Raw genomic sequence first — 16,567 nt, 5'->3', positions numbered from 1 at the left:
CGCGACCTGCGCGTAGCCCATAAGGGGCATTCGCTGGGCGGGCAGCAATCCTAAGTCAAACTGGCGTGAACTCCAATGAGCAGCGTTCTCGGATCTCGGTTACTGTGATGGGAACGTTGCAAGAATCAGCTTGGCCTCATCAAGAATCAGCTTGGCCGCATGGAGAATTGTGGCTTTTCGCGAAGCCGATCTCGATACCCTGCGTCGCGGGCCGCCATATCATCCGGAACGATATGCAGGGACGGCGCGTTCTGGCCGGCGTTGGGGGTAAACCAAGCCAAGAAAGGAATGCTCAATGCGGATCTCCACCGCATCCGTCATCGTTGCGGCGCTCGCCCTCGGAACGCCTGCTTGGGGGCAGACGCAAGGAACCCAACCCAAGACGCCGCCACAGTCTCAGTCTGACGAGTCCACCGTCATCCGGAGCATACAGGTCGTCAACATCAAGGACCTCGAGCCCGAGCTGCGCACGAAGGTCGAGAATGTCGTCGCAAAGGCAAGCGAAGACGATCTGAGAAAGCTTCAGCAATCGGTCGACGCGTCGCCGGAGGCCGTATCGGCGCTCAAGGCAAAGGGCCTCAGCTCGTCACAAGTCGTCGCGGTCAATCTCACCAACGGCATCCTGACGCTCTTCGCCAAAACGGCCTGAGCACAGACAGCCCGACGAAATCCGGACACAACATAGGCTCGCCGGTTCACACCCGGCGGGCCCCATGCTCTATCCGATCCATCGCAATCTCCCGCCAGATCGTCCCCGCGCTCGCAGAGCGCGCGAAGCCGCGTCAACCCGTGACCTGACGGATCGACGATACCGGTAGTCGAGCGAGAAATATCCCCAGCGTCGTCGTGGCGAAAGCCAGGACCCATTACCTCAAATGGTCACTGTTGCACGACGCTCGGGCCACGTTCCCGTTTCCAACCAACTGCAGCGGTAATGGGTCCTGGCTTTCGCCAAGACGACAGAGAGCTTTAGCCCGGGCGGGTCCGCTTCCGAGGACTGGATCAAGGCGCAACACCGAGGCTATCATGCATCCGAGCAAGTGATGAAAGCTCGCGACGAACGGCGGGAGACCTGATGTGAAGTTAATTGGAGCGCTGGTGCTTGCACTGGGCGCGCTTTGGATGACACGACCGGCATCTGCGCAAATGTATGATCCGCGTTACCCGGTCTGCATGCATGTTTACGGTACGTTGATCGGCGAGCGAATGGACTGCATCTTCACCTCGTTCAATCAGTGCCAGGCCTCCGCCACGGGGATTCCGGCGACCTGTCTGTTCAATCCCTATTATGCTGGGCGGTCGTTGCCCCCTCGCCGGTTTGCACGATAATGTTCTTACGCTTGCCTTCGCGAGCATGCGGTTGAGCCTCACGACTGCGCCGGACCCGCAGTCCTTGATGTGACGATGTTTGGCTCACTAAGTCGTCCCGGCGAACCGCCCGAAGTCGAATGGAGTGCCGCGGAGCTCGCCGACACTCTTGCTGCCGGCGAGCTCGCATTCAGTGATCGATTTCAGTCGCCTCCAGCGCCGAAGTCTCATTGAAAATCGGTCATCTCATATAACGGCCGGATCTCGATCTCGCTTGGTCCCGCCATCGGATTGGGGCAGCGCTTCACCCAGGCGACCGCCTCCTCCATGTCCTTGACCTCCCAGAGCCAGAAGCCGGCGACCAGTTCGCGGGTCGCGGCGAACGGCCCATCGGTGACTGTACGGCCGGTGCCGTCGAACGCGATACGCTTGCCGTGGGATGAGGGTTTGAGGCCATCGGCGGCGCGCAGGATGCCGGCATTGGCGAGCTCCTCATTGTACCTCCCCATCGCCTCGAGCAACTCGGTGGTGGGAAGAATCCCCTTTTCGCTGTCTTCGGTCGCCTTGACGATCACCATGACACGCATCGTCTGTCTCCTTGTTTGAGCTAGGCTTCACTGGATGGACATCGGAACGACGAATGCGATTGTGGAACGCCGACATCGTCCTGCAAATATTCTTGGCCGGAAAGGTCGCGATGAACACGCGTTCACGAGCGTTACGAAATGGTCATGGAGGATTCGTTGAATGGCCTTGTCCGATTGCCTACGTTTCTTCTGCACAGGACAGGAGGGACTTTCCATGAAACGGTCGCAGCTTCTGTTGGACAACGCCGTGATCTGTTCCAAGCTCGCCAGGCGTTCAACCGACAAGCAGACGAAAGCTCTGTTCAAGCGCATGGAAGAATCCTGGAGGGCTCTGGCGCGAGAGCAGGATTGGCTCGATGGAGAAATCGCCCCCGTCGACGCATTTCGGTTTGGCCGCCCGGTTCGCGCCAGGCCGTCGCACGCCGCATAAGCCCGCGACCCGCGATCGATTGTAGCCGGCCGACGATCCCGTCGGTAGCCGCGGGGCAGTACCGTCCGATCACGCCGGTGACGCGGCAAGGCGCGAGGACTCGGTGGTTGTTGCCGACAGCAACCTGTGACACCATTCAAATATCGGTTGTCACGACTTCTGGGTCCTATGCCGCGCCGGAGATATGCCTGGGAAGAGCTGTCGGACGAGCAGTTGCTCGAGCAACGGCTCAGCAGTTTGAGGGTTGCGGTCGAGGGCACCTGGCTCGAGGATTGTCTCAGCACCCTCTATGAGGAGCTCGAAGAGCGGGGCATCCGGCTGCGGCCGCATGCATGGATATCGAGCGAATGGTTCAGTCCGGCAAACGTGCCTGGCATTGCCATCCCATTCTATCTCACGCATCCCCGCCTGATGAAGCTCGAGAAGAAGATGATGCTCGATGTCGAGGGAGGCGCATGGTCCGAGTGCATGGCCATTCTCCGTCATGAGGCCGGCCATGCCATGCAGCATGGCTATCAACTGCAACGCCGCAGGCGTTGGCAGAAGTTGTTCGGACCGTCGTCGAAGCACTACCCGCGCTACTACCGGCCCAATCCCGCCAGCCGCAATTATGTCCAGCATCTTCGGCGCTGGTACGCGCAGAGCCACCCGGACGAGGATTTCGCTGAAACCTTCGCGGTGTGGCTGCGGCCGCGTTCGAACTGGCGGACGCGGTATGCCGGATGGCCGGCGCTGAAGAAGCTCGAATATGTCGACGAGTTGATGGCTGAGATTGCAGGGAAGCGACCGCTGGTCACGACGCGAGAGCGGGTCGACCCGCTGCATGAGCTCAGCCAAACGCTCGGCGAGCACTACAAGAAGAAGCAGGCGTTCTACGCCTTCACGCCACCGAAGACTTACGACCGCGATCTCACCCGGCTGTTCTCCGCCGATCCGCTGCATCGGCGGGGACGGCCGGCCTCGGCCTTCATCAGGCGGCACCGCGCCCAAATCCGCCAGCTCGTCGCGCGGTGGACAGGTGAGAACCAGTTGACGCTCGATTCCGTGCTTGACGACATGATCTCTCGCTGCCGCGAACTCGATCTGCGTGCCGTCGGCCCGGAACAGAAGCTCGTGATCAACTTCACCGTCCTCTTGACCGCCAAAACCATGCACGCGCTGTTCGGGCCGTCGCGGCGCAAATGGATCGCGCTATGAGACGCCTTCGCATTCTCGTGCTCATGCATCCGGACTGTGTACCTCCAGACTCGACCGATGGATACACCGCGCAGCAGATCAACGCGTGGAAGACGGAATACGACGTCGTAAGCACGTTGCGCGCGGCCGGCCACGAAGTTCGCCCGCTCGGCGCACAGGAGGAAATCAAGCCGGTGCGCGACGAGATCGAAGGTTTCAAGCCGCATGTGGTGTTCACGCTGCTGGAGGAATTCCACTACGAGGTCGTGTATGACCAGCACATCGCCAGCTATCTCGAACTGATGCGGATTCCGTATACCGGGTGCAACCCGCGCGGCCTGATCCTGGCGCGAGGCAAGGATCTGTCCAAGACGCTGGTGCATCATCGCCGGATCGCCGTGCCGGCCTTCGCCGTGTTCCCGATGCGCCACAAGGTCAAACGGCCGGCGCGCCTCGCGCTGCCGCTCATCGTCAAGAGCCTGAACATGGATGGATCGTTCGGTATCTCGCAGGCCTCCATCGTCGATACGGACGAGAAGCTCGCGGAGCGCGTCGCCTTCATCCACGAGCGGATCGGATCCGCCGCCATCGCCGAGCAGTATATCGAGGGGCGCGAGCTCTATGTCGGTGTGCTCGGCAACAACCGGCTGCGCGTTCTGCCGGTTTGGGAATTGAAATTCGGCAGCATGGGCGGTCGCGGCGCCCGGCACATCGCCACCGAGAAAGCCAAACACGATCCCGATTATCAGGAACGCGTCGGAATTGTCGATGGACCAGCCGAGGATCTTGCGCCGGAACTATCCGCGCGTATCCAGCGAACCGCGAAACGAATCTACCGGGCGCTGGGGCTCGACGGCTACGCGCGCATCGACTTTCGTCTCTCTGCCGATGGCGTTCCGTATTTCATCGAGGCGAATCCCAATCCCGAAATCGCGAAGAGCCAGGAGTTCGCCACGGCGGCTCAGCATGACGGGTTGGACTACCCGGATCTGCTGCATCGGATCGTGACCCTTGGAATCAGCCGCGCAAAGGCAGGTGTGTCACTCGGCTGAAAGGCGACACGAGATGGGCAAGCACAGCGAGTGCGTGCTCAGAGGTTGATTGATGTGGTGCGCGGGCGGCATCGCATGGGAGAAAGGGCGCGGCCGCCGGCCTTGGGCTTCACCGCGACAACAGCATTTTTGTTTGCAGAAATCGAGAGCGCCTTGGCACTGAGTTGCCCGACGGCGCAAGCCCCTCATGCAAAATATTTCTGTTTTTTAGAAGTGCAACTCAGTGTATGAACAGTCCGTCTCACCCGCTTGAGGGGCGCTTCGCGATCGTCACGAGTGCTGGGTCGAGATGCGGTGGATGCCTTTTGCGCAACTGACGAGTGCGCATGAGGCGGACGGCGAAATCGTGCAGGCCTGACGCCCTAGCGGCAGGTGTCCTGTTGCAAGACGCAATTGCGTCTTGCAACAGCGGTGACAACCAAGCCCAGTCTCGCCGGGGCGAGCACGTATAAGCCGTAACCCATCGCGCAGGGAAAGCCGGGATTGCTCCGGTTACACCTGTGGTCCTACCCCCGAGCTTTCTACCCTTGCTCGGGGCCCATGGGTGCGATCGGCACCCGGCTTTCCCTGCGCCCTCTGCTTTCAGAGCGGCGAAACGAGATGCAAAGCTCGGACAATTCATGTCGCGAGAACGCGAATGTATGACTCACCAGCGGTGCAACACACTCGCCGTCGTCCCGGCGACATTGCCGCCACCAACCTCGTTGCGGCGCAACAATCAAAATGAGACTGCCCGTCAAGCCATCGGAGGGCGACGACATCCGCGTCGCGCCCGCCATCGGCTAGCCTTACGCGCAACAACCGGACGTCCGCACCTGAAACGCGGACGCCGGCGACAACAGCAGGGAGGAGAGCAATGTTGAAGGGCAGTGTGGGACTGATAGCGTTGGGCAGCCTGTTGCTTTCGGGCACGGCGTTCGCTCAGGAGAAGATCAAGGTCGGCGTCACCGCAACGCTCGAAGGCACCTACACGGTGCTCGGCGAGGACGGCATGCGCGGCTTCCAGACTGCGCTCAACGTGCTCGGCAAGAAGATCGGCGACAAGGAGCTCGAGTTCGTCGTCGCCTCGACCGACGCGACGCCGGACTCCGCGGTGCGCGCGGTGCGCAAGCTGATCGAGCAGGACAAGGTGCAGATCCTGCTGTCGCCGCTGTCGGGCGACGAAGGCATCGCGGTGAAGAATTTCGCGAAGACGCATCCGGAGCTGACCTTCGTCAACGCCGCCTCCGGCGCGCAGGAAGCGACCTATGTCGACCCGGCGCCGAACTTCTTCCGTTACAATATGGATGGTGCGCAGTGGCAGGTCGGTCTCGGCAAATACGCCTATGAGACCAAGGGCTATCGCAAGATCGCGACGGTCGGCGAGGACTATTCCTTCATCTACACCCAGGTGTTCGGGCTGGTGCTGGAATTCTGCGGCGCCGGCGGCCAGGTCACCAGCCGGCAATGGGTGCCGCTCGGCACCAAGGATTTCGCCTCCGTGATCGCCGCGCTGCCTGACGATGTCGACGCGATCTATCTCGGGCTCGGCGGCGCCGACGCTGTCAACTTCCTCAACCAGTATCAGCAGGCCGGCGGCAAGGCGCATCTGATGGGCGGCTCGATCATGATCGACCAGACCATCCTGTCGTCGAAGGGCAGCGCCAAGAACGCGCTGATCGGCACCATCGCGGCAAGCGGCCAGGCCGACACCTGGGACGATCCGAACTGGCAGAAATTCGTGAAGGCCTACCAGGACTCCTTCCCGCCGGCCAAGCGCTTCCCGAGCCCGTCGCTGCTGGCGACCAACTACTATGACTCCACGATGGCGCTGATCCTGGCGCTGCGGCAGGTCAATGGCGACCTCTCCAACAACCAGGCCAAGCTCAAGGACGCGCTGGCGAAGATCGAGATCGACGCGCCGAACGGCAAGATCAAGCTCGACTCCAACCGCCAGGCGATCGGCACCAACTTTGTCACGGAGGTGGTCGATGACGGCAAGGGCGCGCTGTTCAGCAAGGTCGTGAAGGTGATCCCGAACGTCAACCAGACGCTGGGCTACGATCCCGCGACCTTCGCCAAGATCGGCCTGCCCAGCCGCACCGTCCCGGAGTGCAAGAAGTACTGACGTATTTGCTGCAGTGCGGGCAAGCCAGCCGTGGCGGAGCGACGCGGTTGTATCGGACGCCCTGCTCGCCCTTGCTTTCCGTTGGCGGATGTTGAACGCTTGTCGAAAAGACAAGAACATCCCGCGGGAGGGGAGGCATGAGCAGGGCGCTTGCCGTCTTCCACGGCCGGTTCGGCCGCGCGACGGTCTATCAGTTGAACCGCCCCTTCAACGTGCATGCGCACCGCGAAGGGCACCTGATCTTTCACGTCGGTGGCACGCCGGCGCAGATCGACGTCTCGGACCAGCGCTGGCTGCTCAGGGATGACAGCGTGGTCGCGGTCAACCCGTGGGAGCCGCACAACTTTCTGCCGTCGGACACGGAGCACGGCGCGATCTTCTTCGTGCTCTATGTCAATGCCGAATGGTTCGCGCCCGCGGCGGCGACCGCGCAGAACCTGCGCTTCGGCCGCACCTTCTTTCCCCGCACCGAGGCGCTCGACAAATTGATCCGCCGCACGGCAGCCCTGGTGTGCGGCGCGCCATCGCTGCGCAGCCTCGACAGCGAGCTCAGGCAATTGATCGAGTCCTGCTACGAGGAAAGCTGGCAGGCCGCGCAGGCGGCGCGCGCGGCGGCGGCGATCACCGACTTCCGCGTCCGCAAGTCGATCAAGCTGATGTCGGAAAGTCCCGGGGCCGAGATCGAGCTCGATGCGATCGCGCGGGAAGCCGGCCTGTCGCGGCCGCATTTCTACCGGCTGTTCCGCACCCAGACCGGCGTCACCCCTCACCTCTACATGAACACACTGATCATGGAGCAGGCGCTGGACGCGCTGGTCGCGACCGAGTCCCCGATCGCCGACATCGGCTTCGATCTCGGCTTCTCCTCGCAGAGCGGCTTCACCCGCTTCTTCGCCGCCAATGTCGGCATGGCCCCGACCGACTACCGCCGCGCCGCCAAGGTGTTGCGCCCCTGAAGGAGTTCCACCTGACACGATAAAAGATACTCTCGATCAAATCCGCCGCCCTCGCCCTCGATAGGATGCCCGAAACGCGCCCCGTGAGAGGACGCGGCTTGAGGGAACGCGTCGGAGATGACCCGGTTCATCGAACGCCATCCGGCCTGGGCGCTGATCGCGATCATCGCGGTCGCGGTGCTGCTGTGGCTGATCTTCGCGATCTGGCCGCCGGGGCTGGAATCCGCGATCGGCCGCAAGCGCGTATTCCTCAACGCGGTCTTCAACGGCATCACGCTCGGCGGGCTCTACTTCCTGGTCGCCAGCGGCTTCACGCTGATCTTCGGCCTGATGCGCAATGTCAACCTCGCGCACGGCTCGCTCTATCTGTTCGGCGGCTATATCGGCTACGCGATCAGCGCCTGGACCGGTTCGTGGATCCTGAGCTTCATCGTTGCCTTCATCGCGGTGGCGCTGGTCGGCGTGATCCTGCAGCTTGCCGTGTTCCGCCGCATGGAGGGACAGGACCTCCGCCAGACTATGGTGACGATTGGGCTCTCGATCGTGTTCGCCGACCTGATGCTCTGGGTGTTCGGCGGTGACTTCTACCAGATCCAGACGCCGAGCTGGCTGATCGGCCCGATACAGCTACCGCTGCTCACGGCGGTGAAATCCTCCGGCGAGCCGGTCTATCTGCAATATCCGCTGGTGCGGCTCGTGATCTTCGCCGCCTCCGTGGTGATCGGGATCGCGATGTGGCTTGCGCTTAACCGCACCCGGATCGGCATGATCGTACGCGCCGGCGTCGACGACCGCGACATCCTCGCCGCGACCGGTGTGCGGATCCAGCTCGTGTTCGTGCTGGTGTTCGCGCTCGGCGCAGGCCTCGCCGGAATCGCCGGCGTCGTCGGCGGCACCTTCCAGTCGCTGTCGCCGGGCGAGGACACCCGCTTCCTGCTCGCCTCGCTGGTCGTGGTGATCGTCGGCGGCATGGGCTCGATCCCGGGCGCTGCACTCGGCGCCGTCATCATCGGCCTCGCCGAGCAGCTCGGCTCGGTCTACATCCCGACCTACGCCATCGTCGTCACCTTCCTGATCATGGTGCTGGTGCTGGCGCTGCGGCCGCAGGGCCTGCTCGCGAGGCGATGACATGTCGTTGCTGCAGAGCACCCAACTGCGCCCTGACCCGACCACAGCCTCGGAGGCACGGCGCGCCTTCATCCGCGCCTGGCCTGAATTCCAGAACCCGGTGGCCTGGCTGGTCGCGCTGATCCTGGTGATCATGCCGCTGATCGCCAACGGCTTCTTCCTGATCGAGATCTTCGGCACCACGCTGATCCTCGGCATCATCGCGCTCAGCCTGATGTTCCTCGCCGGCTATGGCGGCATGGTCAGCCTGATGCAGCTCACGATCGCGGGCTTCGCCGGCTATATGGTCGCGGTGTTCGGCGTCAGCGGCAACGCCAACATCAGCCTGGGCTGGCCGTGGTGGCTCGCGACCCCGATGGCGTTGGCGCTGGCGACGCTGTTCGGCACGCTCGGCGGCGCGCTCGCGGTGCGCACCGAGGGCATCTACACCATCATGATCACGCTGGCGATCGGCGCTGCGTTCTACTACTTCACCAATCAGAATTGGGCGATCTTCAACGGCCACACCGGCATCAACAATGTCGCGACGCCGCATTTCTGGGGCATCGACTGGCGCGCCGACATCGCCTTCTACTACGTGACGCTGGGCGTCGCCGCGATCTGCTATTTCGCGGTCCAGTATGTCTCGCGCGCACCGTTCGGCCTCGCGCTGCAGGGCGTGCGCGACAATTCCCGCCGCATGGCGGCGCTCGGCTTCAATCCGAATGCGCACCGCATCGCGGCCTACGCCTTCGCCGCCTTCATCGCGGGGCTCGGCGGCGTGCTGCAAGTCTGGAACTACCGGCAGATCTCGCCGGGCTCGGTCAGCGTCGGCGCCTGCATCGATGTCCTGATCATCGCCGTGGTCGGCGGCATCACCCGGCCGATCGGCCCGTTCATCGGCGCCTTCATCTTCGTCCTATTGCGCACCTTCGCGCTCGATCTGCTGGTCAAGCTCGGGCTCGACGGCAACCGCTTCCGGCTTCTGATCGGGCTCGGCTTCCTCGCCATCGTGTTTTGGTCGTCGGACGGCGTGATCGGCCTGTGGGAGCGCTGGCAGCGCCGCAATGCATCTTCGGCGAAACGGCCGGGCGGAGGGCGCCATGGATAGCGTCGCGCAGCGACTGTCCGCGGTTGGCGCCGGCGCGGCCTTGGAGTTGCGCGGCGTGACGCGGCTGTTCGGCGCGCTGGCAGCACTAACGGACGTCACCATCACAGTGCGGCCTGGTGAGCGGCGCGCCGTGCTCGGCTCGAACGGTGCCGGCAAGACCACGCTGTTCAACTGCATCACCGGCGACTTCCCGCCATCCTCCGGCACGATCCGCTTCTTCGGCGAGGACATCACCCAGTTTCCGCCCTATGAGCGCATCCGCCGCGGGCTCCGCCGCACCTATCAGATCTCGGCTCTATTCCCCGGCCTCACCGTGCAGGACAACGTCTATCTCGCCTGCCGCGGCGTGTCGCGCGGCCGGTTCTCGTTCCTCCGTCCGGGACAGAACGACGCGCTGATGCATACGACTGAAACGCTGGTTCAGGCCGTCCACTTGACCGGCGTGAGGGACCAGCGCGTCGCCGAGCTCGCGCACGGCCAGCAGCGCCAGCTCGAGATCGCGCTGGCGCTTGCCGGGGCGCCGCGCTTCATCCTGTTCGACGAGCCGGCCGCGGGACTGTCGCCGACCGAGCGGCGCGAGCTGATCGAGATACTGACCTCGCTGCCGGCGCACATCGGCTACATCATCATCGAGCACGACATGGACGTTGCGCTTCGCGTCGTCGAGAGCGTGACGATGATGCACAATGGCCGCATCTTCAAGGAAGGCCTGCCGCGCGAGATCGAGTCCGATCCCGAGGTGCAGGAGCTCTACCTCGGAGGCGGCCATGAATGACCGCCGCACCGCGCCCGCGCTCGAAGTGAAGGGCCTCGATGTCTATTACGGGCATTCGCACGCGCTGCAAGGCGTCGACCTGACGCTCGACTCCGGCGTGTTTTCGGTGGTCGGCCGTAATGGCATGGGCAAGACCACGCTGTGCAGGGCCATCATGGGCCTGGTTCGCGCCAGTAGCGGCTCGATCCGTATCAGCGGCGAGGAGGTGACGCGGCTGCCCCCGGCGCGCATTGCCCGGCTCGGGGTCGGCTATGTGCCGCAGGGCCGGCGCCTGTGGCGCTCGCTGACCGTCGACGAGCACTTGCAACTTGCCGGCGGCCTGCGGCGCGGCTCCTGGACCGCCGAGCGGATCTACGACACCTTCCCACGCCTCGCCGAGCGCAGAAACCATGGCGGCAGCCAGCTCTCCGGCGGCGAGCAGCAGATGCTCGCGATCTCACGCGCACTGCTGACCAATCCGCATCTGTTGATCATGGACGAGCCGACCGAAGGGCTCGCGCCGGTCATTGTCGCCCAGGTCGAGGATATGCTGCTGCGCCTCGGCGATGAAGGCGACATCTCCGTCCTCGTCATCGAGCAGAATATCGGTGTGGCAACGGCGGTGTCGCGTAACGTCGCCATCATGGTCAACGGCCGCGTCAACCGCATCATCGATTCCGCGCGGCTTGCCGCCGACCGCGAGCTGCAGCAGCGGCTGCTCGGCGTCGGCACGCACGGCGCCGACGAGACCGACGCCGAGGCGACGCCACAGAGAGCTGAGGCTGCGAGAGCGCCGCAGCCGGAGCGCAAGGGACCGGTCCGCATCTATGTCTCCAATCCCGTGCTGCCGACGCGCTGGTCGCAGCCGGTGCCGATCGCCCGCATCGAAGCCGCAGCGCGAACGCAGTCGACCGGTGTCACGCGGCTCGAACAAGCGACCCGTGCGCGGCATGAACCGGCAGCATCGAGGACATCAGGACCTCCCGTCGTGCTGGTCGTCGGCACGCTTGACACCAAGGGCGCCGAGCTCCGCTTCATCCGCGACATCGTCGCGGGCAGCGGCCTGCGCACGCGTCTGGTCGACGTTTCGACCAGCGGCAAAGCATCGAGCTGCGACGTCACCGCGCAGGAGATCGCGCTGAACCATGGACGCGGCGGCTCCGGCGTGTTCGGCGCCGATCGCGGTGCCTCGGTGACGGCGATGGCGGAAGCGTTCGAGCGGTGGCTGCGCCGCCAGGGCAATGTCGCGGGCATCATCTCGGCCGGCGGTTCGGGCGGCGCCTCGCTGGTCGCGCCCGGCATGCGCACGCTGCCGGTCGGCGTGCCGAAACTCATCATCTCCTCGATCGCGTCCGGCGATGTCGGTCCCTATGTCGGGCCAGCCGACATCACCATGATGTATTCGGTGACCGACGTGCAGGGCCTCAACTCGATCTCGCGCGCGGTACTCGCCAACGGCGCCAATGCGCTGGTCGGCATGGTCAAGGCGCGGCTCGACGAACAGGCCGGCAAACCGCGAGATGGCGCCAGTCTGCCCGCCATCGGCATCACCATGTTCGGCGTCACCACCCCCGCCGTGCAGAAGATCGCCGCCGATTTGCGCGAGGACTTCGAGTGCCTGGTCTTCCATGCCACCGGTGTCGGCGGCCGCTCGATGGAAAAGCTGGTCGAGTCCGGTCAGCTCGCCGGCGTCATCGACCTCACTACGACCGAAATTTGTGATCTCCTGATGGGCGGCGTCTTCCCGGCAACGGAGGACCGCTTCGGCGCCATCATCCGCAGCCGCGTGCCTTATGTCGGCTCGGTTGGCGCGCTCGACATGGTCAATTTCGGTGCGCCCGATACGATCCCGGAGCGCTACCGGCAGCGCAAATTTCACGTCCACAACCCGCAAGTCACATTGATGCGGACGACGCCTGACGAGAACGAGCGCATGGGCCGCTGGATCGGCGAGCGGCTCAACCAGATGGATGGGACAGTGCGCTTCTTCCTACCCGAGGGCGGCGTCTCCGCGCTCGATGCGCCCGGCCAGCCGTTCTGGGATCCCGAGGCGGATGCCGCGCTGTTCCGTACGCTGGAGCGCACCGTGCGTCAGACCAGCAACCGGCAAATCGTTCGCGTCAAGCGCAACATCAACGATCCCGAATTCACCGCCGCCATCGTCAGCGCGTTCCGACCGCTGCTTGGACGCGCCGGTGGACGGCGGAGAGTGGCGAGGTGACCCATGCCCAGGTTTGAACGCTCGGCGCTGTTGAAGAAGTTTCACGACATGATCGCGCGCGGCGAGCCGATCGTCGGCGGCGGCGCGGGCACCGGGCTATCGGCGAAATGCGAGGAGGCCGGCGGCGTCGACCTGATCGTGATCTACAACTCCGGCCGCTACCGCATGGCCGGCCGCGGTTCGCTCGCCGGGTTAATGCCCTATGGCGACGCCAACGCGATCGTCATGGAGATGGCCGGCGAGGTGCTGCCGGTCGTCACCAGGACGCCGGTGCTCGCCGGAGTCAACGGCACCGATCCGTTCCGCGACATGGACGTGTTCCTCGACCAACTCAAGGCGCTGGGCTTTGCCGGCGTGCAGAACTTTCCGACCGTCGGCCTGATCGATGGCACCTTCCGCGCCAATCTCGAGGAGACCGGGATGTCCTATGCGCTCGAGATCGACATGATCGCGAAGGCGCATGAGAAGAACATGCTGACCACACCCTATGTATTCAGCGAGCAGGAGGCCGCGGCGATGGCGATCGCCGGCGCGGATATCATCGTCTGCCACATGGGCCTGACCACGGGCGGCACGATCGGCGCGCAAACCGCACTGACGCTTGCCGACTGCCCTGCCCGCATCGAGGCCTGGGCGGAGGCCGCGCTCAGCGTCAATTCAGACATTATCGTGCTCGCGCATGGCGGTCCGATTGCGGACCCGGCGGATGCCGATTTCATCATGAAGAAGACGCGCAACTGCCACGGCTTCTACGGTGCCTCCTCGATGGAGCGCCTGCCGGTCGAGCGGGCGCTGACGGATCAGGTTCGTAAATTCAAGGCGATCGGCGCGCGCTGAAGCGCCGTGACCAAGGGAGGAAGAGATGTCGGGGATGCTGGCAGGTGAATTGATCCTCTGGCTCATCGTCGCAATCGTTGCGATCGTCATCATCGTGTACGTCGTGAACTGGCTCTATCACCGCTCGTCGAAGGAGGTCTCCTTCGTCCGCACCGGTTTCCTCGGCGAACGCGTGGTGATCAACGGCGGTGCCTTCGTGCTGCCGTTCATCCACGACTACACGCCGGTTAACATGAATGTGCTGCCGATGGGGATCGTGCGCTCCAGGCAGGACGCCGTGATTACCCGCGACCGCATGCGCGTCGACATCGAGGCCGACTTCTACGTTCGGGTGCAGCCCACCCGCGAGGCCGTCTCGATCGCCGCGGCCACCCTGGGCCGCCGCACGATGGAGCCCGAACAGCTCCACACTCTGCTCTCCGGCAAGTTCATCTCGGCGATCCGCTCGGTTGCGTCCGAAATGACCATGGAGCAGATGCACGAGCAGCGCGGCGAATATGTCGCCCGCGTCAAGGCCAATGCGGCCGAAGCGCTGGCGCAGAATGGCCTGGAGCTGGAGTCGGTCGCGATCACCGATCTCGATCAAACCGACCTCGAATACTTCAATCCCTCGAACCGCTTCGATGCCGAAGGCTTGACCCGCCTGATGGAGGATATCGAGGCGAAGCGCAAGCTGCGCAATGACATCGAGCAGGACTCGATGATCAAGATCCGCTCCCGCAACCTCGAAGCCGAGCGCCAGGCGCTGGAGATCGAGCGCGAGAGCGAGACCGCCCGCCTGGAGCAGGAGCGCGACATCGAGATGCGCCGCGCCCTGCAGCGCACTGAGGTGGCCCGCGAACGCGCGCTGCGCGAGACCGAGGCGGAACAGGCCCAGATCACGGCGCGCGAAGCCATCGAGAAGGCCCGCATCGCCAACGAGCAGGCGATCACCGAGGCGCGGATCGCCTCCGAACGCGAGACCCGGCACAAGGAGATCGAGCGCACCCGTGCCGTGGAGGAGAAGGAGCTGCTGGCGCGCGAGGAGATCGAGAAAGCCCGGATCGCCAACCAGCGCGCGGTCGACACCACGCGGATCGCCTCCGAGCGCGAGGTCCGCCAGCGCGAGATCGAGCGGATGCGCACCGTCGAGGAAGCCGAGATCGCCGCGCGGGAAGCGATCGAGAAGGCCCGCATTCAGCAGGACCGCGTCGTCACCGACGCGCGCATCGCCAATGAGGAAGAGACCCGCCGTCGCGAGATCGAGCGGACCCGCGCGGTCGAGGAGGCAGAGATCGCCGCTCGCGAGGCCACCGAGAAGGCGCGTATCGCCCAGACCATGACGGTCAATGTCGAGCGCATCTCGTCCGACGAGCGGACGCGCGCGCTGGAGATCCAGCAGGTGCGCACTATCCAGGAGGCCGAGATCGAGGCGCAGAAGGCGGTGGAAGCCGCCCGCATCGCGCGCGAGAAGATGCTGGCTGCCGAGCGCATCACCGCCGACCACACCACCCGCAAGCTCGAAATCGAGCGCAACCAGGCGGTCGAGATCGCAGGCATCAGCGCACGCGAAGCCACCGAGGCGTCGCGGATCGCCCAGGAGGAACGCGTCCGGGCACTCGAGATCGCACGCACCCGTGCGATCGAGGAAGCCGACATCGCCTCGCGCGAGGCGATCGAGGCCGCGCGCATCTCGCAGGAGAAGTCAGTCGCCGCGCAGCGCATCCGCGCCGAGCGGGAAACCCGCGGGCTCGAGATCGAGCGCACCGAAGCGATCGAGGCCGCGGAGCTGAAGCGCCGCGACGCGATCGAGCGGCAGCGCATCGACGTCGAACTGGCGCTGGAGAGTGAGCGGATCGCTTCCTCGCGGACCCGCGAAGTGCTCAACATCGACCAGAAAAAGGCAATCGAACTCGCCGACGAGGAGCGCGTGATTGCGCTCGCCGCCAAGCGTTCCGAGCGCATCGACGCCGACCGGCAGGTCAGGCAAGCCGAGATCGTGGCCCGCAGGGAAGTCGACACCACCGACGTCTCCCGCGAGCAGGCGCTGGAAGCGGCGCGGATTGCGCGGCGCCGTGCGATCGAGCAGCTCGAAGTCGCCCGTAATCAATCGTTGCAAGAAGCCGAGATCGCCGCGCGCGAGGAGGTCGAGCGCGCCCGGATTGCCTCCGACCGCGGCCTCGACGAGGCCCGGATCGGCCGCGAGCGCGAGCTGCGCAAGCTCGAGGTCAACAGGGAGCAGGATGTCGAAACCGCGCTAATGGAGAAGGCGATCGCATTGCATCAGAAATCGCTAGAGGAGTCCGCGGCCCGCGCCGCCGCCGAAGACGCCCGGATGCGCGCCACCGAGGCCGCCGAACGCGTCGTCACCGCGCGCGAAAGCGAGATTGCCAAGCGGCGCAAGACCGTCGAGGTGCTGCTCGCCGAGAAGCAGGCCGAGGAGACAAGGATCGCGGCCGAGGCCGAGCGCGTCCGCGCCGCGGTCGAGGCCGAGGCGCAACGCCTGCTCAACGAGGCCGAGAATGTGCTGACCGACCAGGCGCGCTACTCGCTGTTCCGCCGCAAGCTGCTCGATCGCATCGAGGGCATCGTCCGCGAGAGCGTCAAGCCGATGGAGAAGATCGAGGGCATCCGCATCCTCCAGGTCGACGGCCTCAACGGCAACGGCCATGGCAACGGCACCAGCCGCAGCGCCACCGACGAGGTGATCGACTCCGCGCTGCGCTACCGCGTGCAGGCGCCGCTGATCGATTCGATCCTCTCCGACATCGGGGTCGAGGGCGGCAGCCTGGCGAAGATGCCCGGCCTGATCCGGGAGGCCCGCGACATGCAGGGCATCAAGGATTCCACGCGAAAGAGCGGCGGCGATGCCAAGCAGGCGTTGCCGGAGGGCGGCGGCGAGCCGCGGGCCGAGCGCACGCCGCGCAAGAAGGACTGAGCTC

14 protein-coding genes are annotated in these 16,567 nt (G+C 64.7%); 13 read left to right on the top strand and 1 reads right to left on the bottom strand.

Translation table 11 applies throughout. The features are described 5' to 3' along the window. Positions 1-295 precede the first annotated feature (295 nt). On the top strand, positions 296-649 hold the full coding sequence (locus P6U25_RS07110) for a hypothetical protein (RefSeq protein WP_407150791.1): 354 nt from the start codon (positions 296-298) through the stop codon (positions 647-649). Positions 650-1,122: 473 nt separating this feature from the next. After that, on the top strand, positions 1,123-1,329 hold the full coding sequence (locus P6U25_RS07105; RefSeq protein ID WP_407152452.1) for a DUF3551 domain-containing protein: 207 nt from the start codon (positions 1,123-1,125) through the stop codon (positions 1,327-1,329). Positions 1,330-1,535: 206 nt separating this feature from the next. On the opposite strand, the gene P6U25_RS07100 is transcribed toward P6U25_RS07105, so the two are convergent. Next, complete coding sequence (locus tag P6U25_RS07100) at positions 1,536-1,895, bottom strand: YciI family protein (protein ID WP_407150790.1); 360 nt, start codon at positions 1,893-1,895, stop codon at positions 1,536-1,538. A 160-nt stretch (positions 1,896-2,055) separates the two neighbouring features. Between P6U25_RS07100 and P6U25_RS07095 the strand changes: the two genes are divergently transcribed. From P6U25_RS07095 to P6U25_RS07045, 11 genes are all read left to right on the top strand, one after another. Next, on the top strand, positions 2,056-2,325 hold the full coding sequence (locus P6U25_RS07095) for a hypothetical protein (protein WP_407150789.1): 270 nt from the start codon (positions 2,056-2,058) through the stop codon (positions 2,323-2,325). Positions 2,326-2,493: 168 nt separating this feature from the next. After that, a complete protein-coding gene (locus P6U25_RS07090) occupies positions 2,494-3,522 on the top strand; it encodes a putative zinc-binding metallopeptidase (protein WP_407150788.1) in 1,029 nt (342 codons plus the stop codon). Continuing rightward, entirely contained in the window at positions 3,519-4,553 is a 1,035-nt protein-coding gene (locus P6U25_RS07085) for an ATP-grasp domain-containing protein (protein ID WP_407150787.1), read from the top strand. The genes P6U25_RS07090 and P6U25_RS07085 overlap by 4 nt, the downstream gene beginning before the upstream one ends. An 856-nt stretch (positions 4,554-5,409) precedes the next feature. Beyond that, complete coding sequence (locus tag P6U25_RS07080; protein ID WP_407150786.1) at positions 5,410-6,660, top strand: ABC transporter substrate-binding protein; 1,251 nt, start codon at positions 5,410-5,412, stop codon at positions 6,658-6,660. 137 nt (positions 6,661-6,797) lie between these two features. Next, positions 6,798-7,616: an AraC family transcriptional regulator gene (locus tag P6U25_RS07075; protein ID WP_407150785.1), complete on the top strand. Its 819-nt coding sequence runs from the start codon at positions 6,798-6,800 to the stop codon at positions 7,614-7,616. Positions 7,617-7,733: 117 nt separating this feature from the next. Beyond that, positions 7,734-8,744: a branched-chain amino acid ABC transporter permease gene (locus P6U25_RS07070; RefSeq protein ID WP_407150784.1), complete on the top strand. Its 1,011-nt coding sequence runs from the start codon at positions 7,734-7,736 to the stop codon at positions 8,742-8,744. A 1-nt stretch (position 8,745) separates the two neighbouring features. Then, positions 8,746-9,834, top strand: a complete 1,089-nt coding sequence (locus P6U25_RS07065) for a branched-chain amino acid ABC transporter permease (RefSeq protein WP_407150783.1) — start codon at positions 8,746-8,748, stop codon at positions 9,832-9,834. Beyond that, positions 9,827-10,609, top strand: a complete 783-nt coding sequence (locus tag P6U25_RS07060) for an ABC transporter ATP-binding protein (protein ID WP_407150782.1) — start codon at positions 9,827-9,829, stop codon at positions 10,607-10,609. Before P6U25_RS07065 ends, P6U25_RS07060 begins: the two co-directional genes overlap by 8 nt. Beyond that, positions 10,602-12,809, top strand: coding sequence for an ABC transporter permease (locus tag P6U25_RS07055; RefSeq protein ID WP_407150781.1), 2,208 nt, complete (start codon positions 10,602-10,604; stop codon positions 12,807-12,809). Before P6U25_RS07060 ends, P6U25_RS07055 begins: the two co-directional genes overlap by 8 nt. A 3-nt stretch (positions 12,810-12,812) precedes the next feature. Further along, positions 12,813-13,646: a phosphoenolpyruvate hydrolase family protein gene (locus tag P6U25_RS07050; protein WP_407150780.1), complete on the top strand. Its 834-nt coding sequence runs from the start codon at positions 12,813-12,815 to the stop codon at positions 13,644-13,646. 25 nt (positions 13,647-13,671) lie between these two features. Further along, positions 13,672-16,563 (top strand): flotillin domain-containing protein, encoded by a 2,892-nt coding sequence (locus P6U25_RS07045; RefSeq protein WP_407150779.1) that lies wholly within the window; start codon positions 13,672-13,674, stop codon positions 16,561-16,563. Positions 16,564-16,567 lie beyond the last annotated feature (4 nt).

Source organism: Bradyrhizobium sp. ORS 86, assembly GCF_045571475.1.
Taxonomy (GTDB): domain Bacteria; phylum Pseudomonadota; class Alphaproteobacteria; order Rhizobiales; family Xanthobacteraceae; genus Bradyrhizobium.
This window is presented reverse-complemented; position numbering and strand designations above follow the sequence as displayed.

Excerpts from the sequence above, each read along its gene's own strand:
- P6U25_RS07090 (WP_407150788.1), top strand. The coding sequence starts at position 2,494 with ATGCCGCGCCGGAGATATGCCTGGGAAGAGCTGTCGGACGAGCAGTTG.
- P6U25_RS07080 (WP_407150786.1), top strand. The coding sequence starts at position 5,410 with ATGTTGAAGGGCAGTGTGGGACTGATAGCGTTGGGCAGCCTGTTGCTT.
- P6U25_RS07075 (WP_407150785.1), top strand. The coding sequence starts at position 6,798 with ATGAGCAGGGCGCTTGCCGTCTTCCACGGCCGGTTCGGCCGCGCGACG.
- P6U25_RS07070 (WP_407150784.1), top strand. The coding sequence starts at position 7,734 with ATGACCCGGTTCATCGAACGCCATCCGGCCTGGGCGCTGATCGCGATC.
- P6U25_RS07045 (WP_407150779.1), top strand. The coding sequence starts at position 13,672 with ATGTCGGGGATGCTGGCAGGTGAATTGATCCTCTGGCTCATCGTCGCA.
- P6U25_RS07105 (WP_407152452.1), top strand. The coding sequence starts at position 1,123 with ATGACACGACCGGCATCTGCGCAAATGTATGATCCGCGTTACCCGGTC.
- P6U25_RS07050 (WP_407150780.1), top strand. The coding sequence starts at position 12,813 with ATGCCCAGGTTTGAACGCTCGGCGCTGTTGAAGAAGTTTCACGACATG.
- P6U25_RS07085 (WP_407150787.1), top strand. The coding sequence starts at position 3,519 with ATGAGACGCCTTCGCATTCTCGTGCTCATGCATCCGGACTGTGTACCT.
- P6U25_RS07065 (WP_407150783.1), top strand. The coding sequence starts at position 8,746 with ATGTCGTTGCTGCAGAGCACCCAACTGCGCCCTGACCCGACCACAGCC.
- P6U25_RS07110 (WP_407150791.1), top strand. The coding sequence starts at position 296 with ATGCGGATCTCCACCGCATCCGTCATCGTTGCGGCGCTCGCCCTCGGA.
- P6U25_RS07100 (WP_407150790.1), bottom strand. The coding sequence starts at position 1,895 with ATGCGTGTCATGGTGATCGTCAAGGCGACCGAAGACAGCGAAAAGGGG.
- P6U25_RS07055 (WP_407150781.1), top strand. The coding sequence starts at position 10,602 with ATGAATGACCGCCGCACCGCGCCCGCGCTCGAAGTGAAGGGCCTCGAT.
- P6U25_RS07095 (WP_407150789.1), top strand. The coding sequence starts at position 2,056 with ATGGCCTTGTCCGATTGCCTACGTTTCTTCTGCACAGGACAGGAGGGA.
- P6U25_RS07060 (WP_407150782.1), top strand. The coding sequence starts at position 9,827 with ATGGATAGCGTCGCGCAGCGACTGTCCGCGGTTGGCGCCGGCGCGGCC.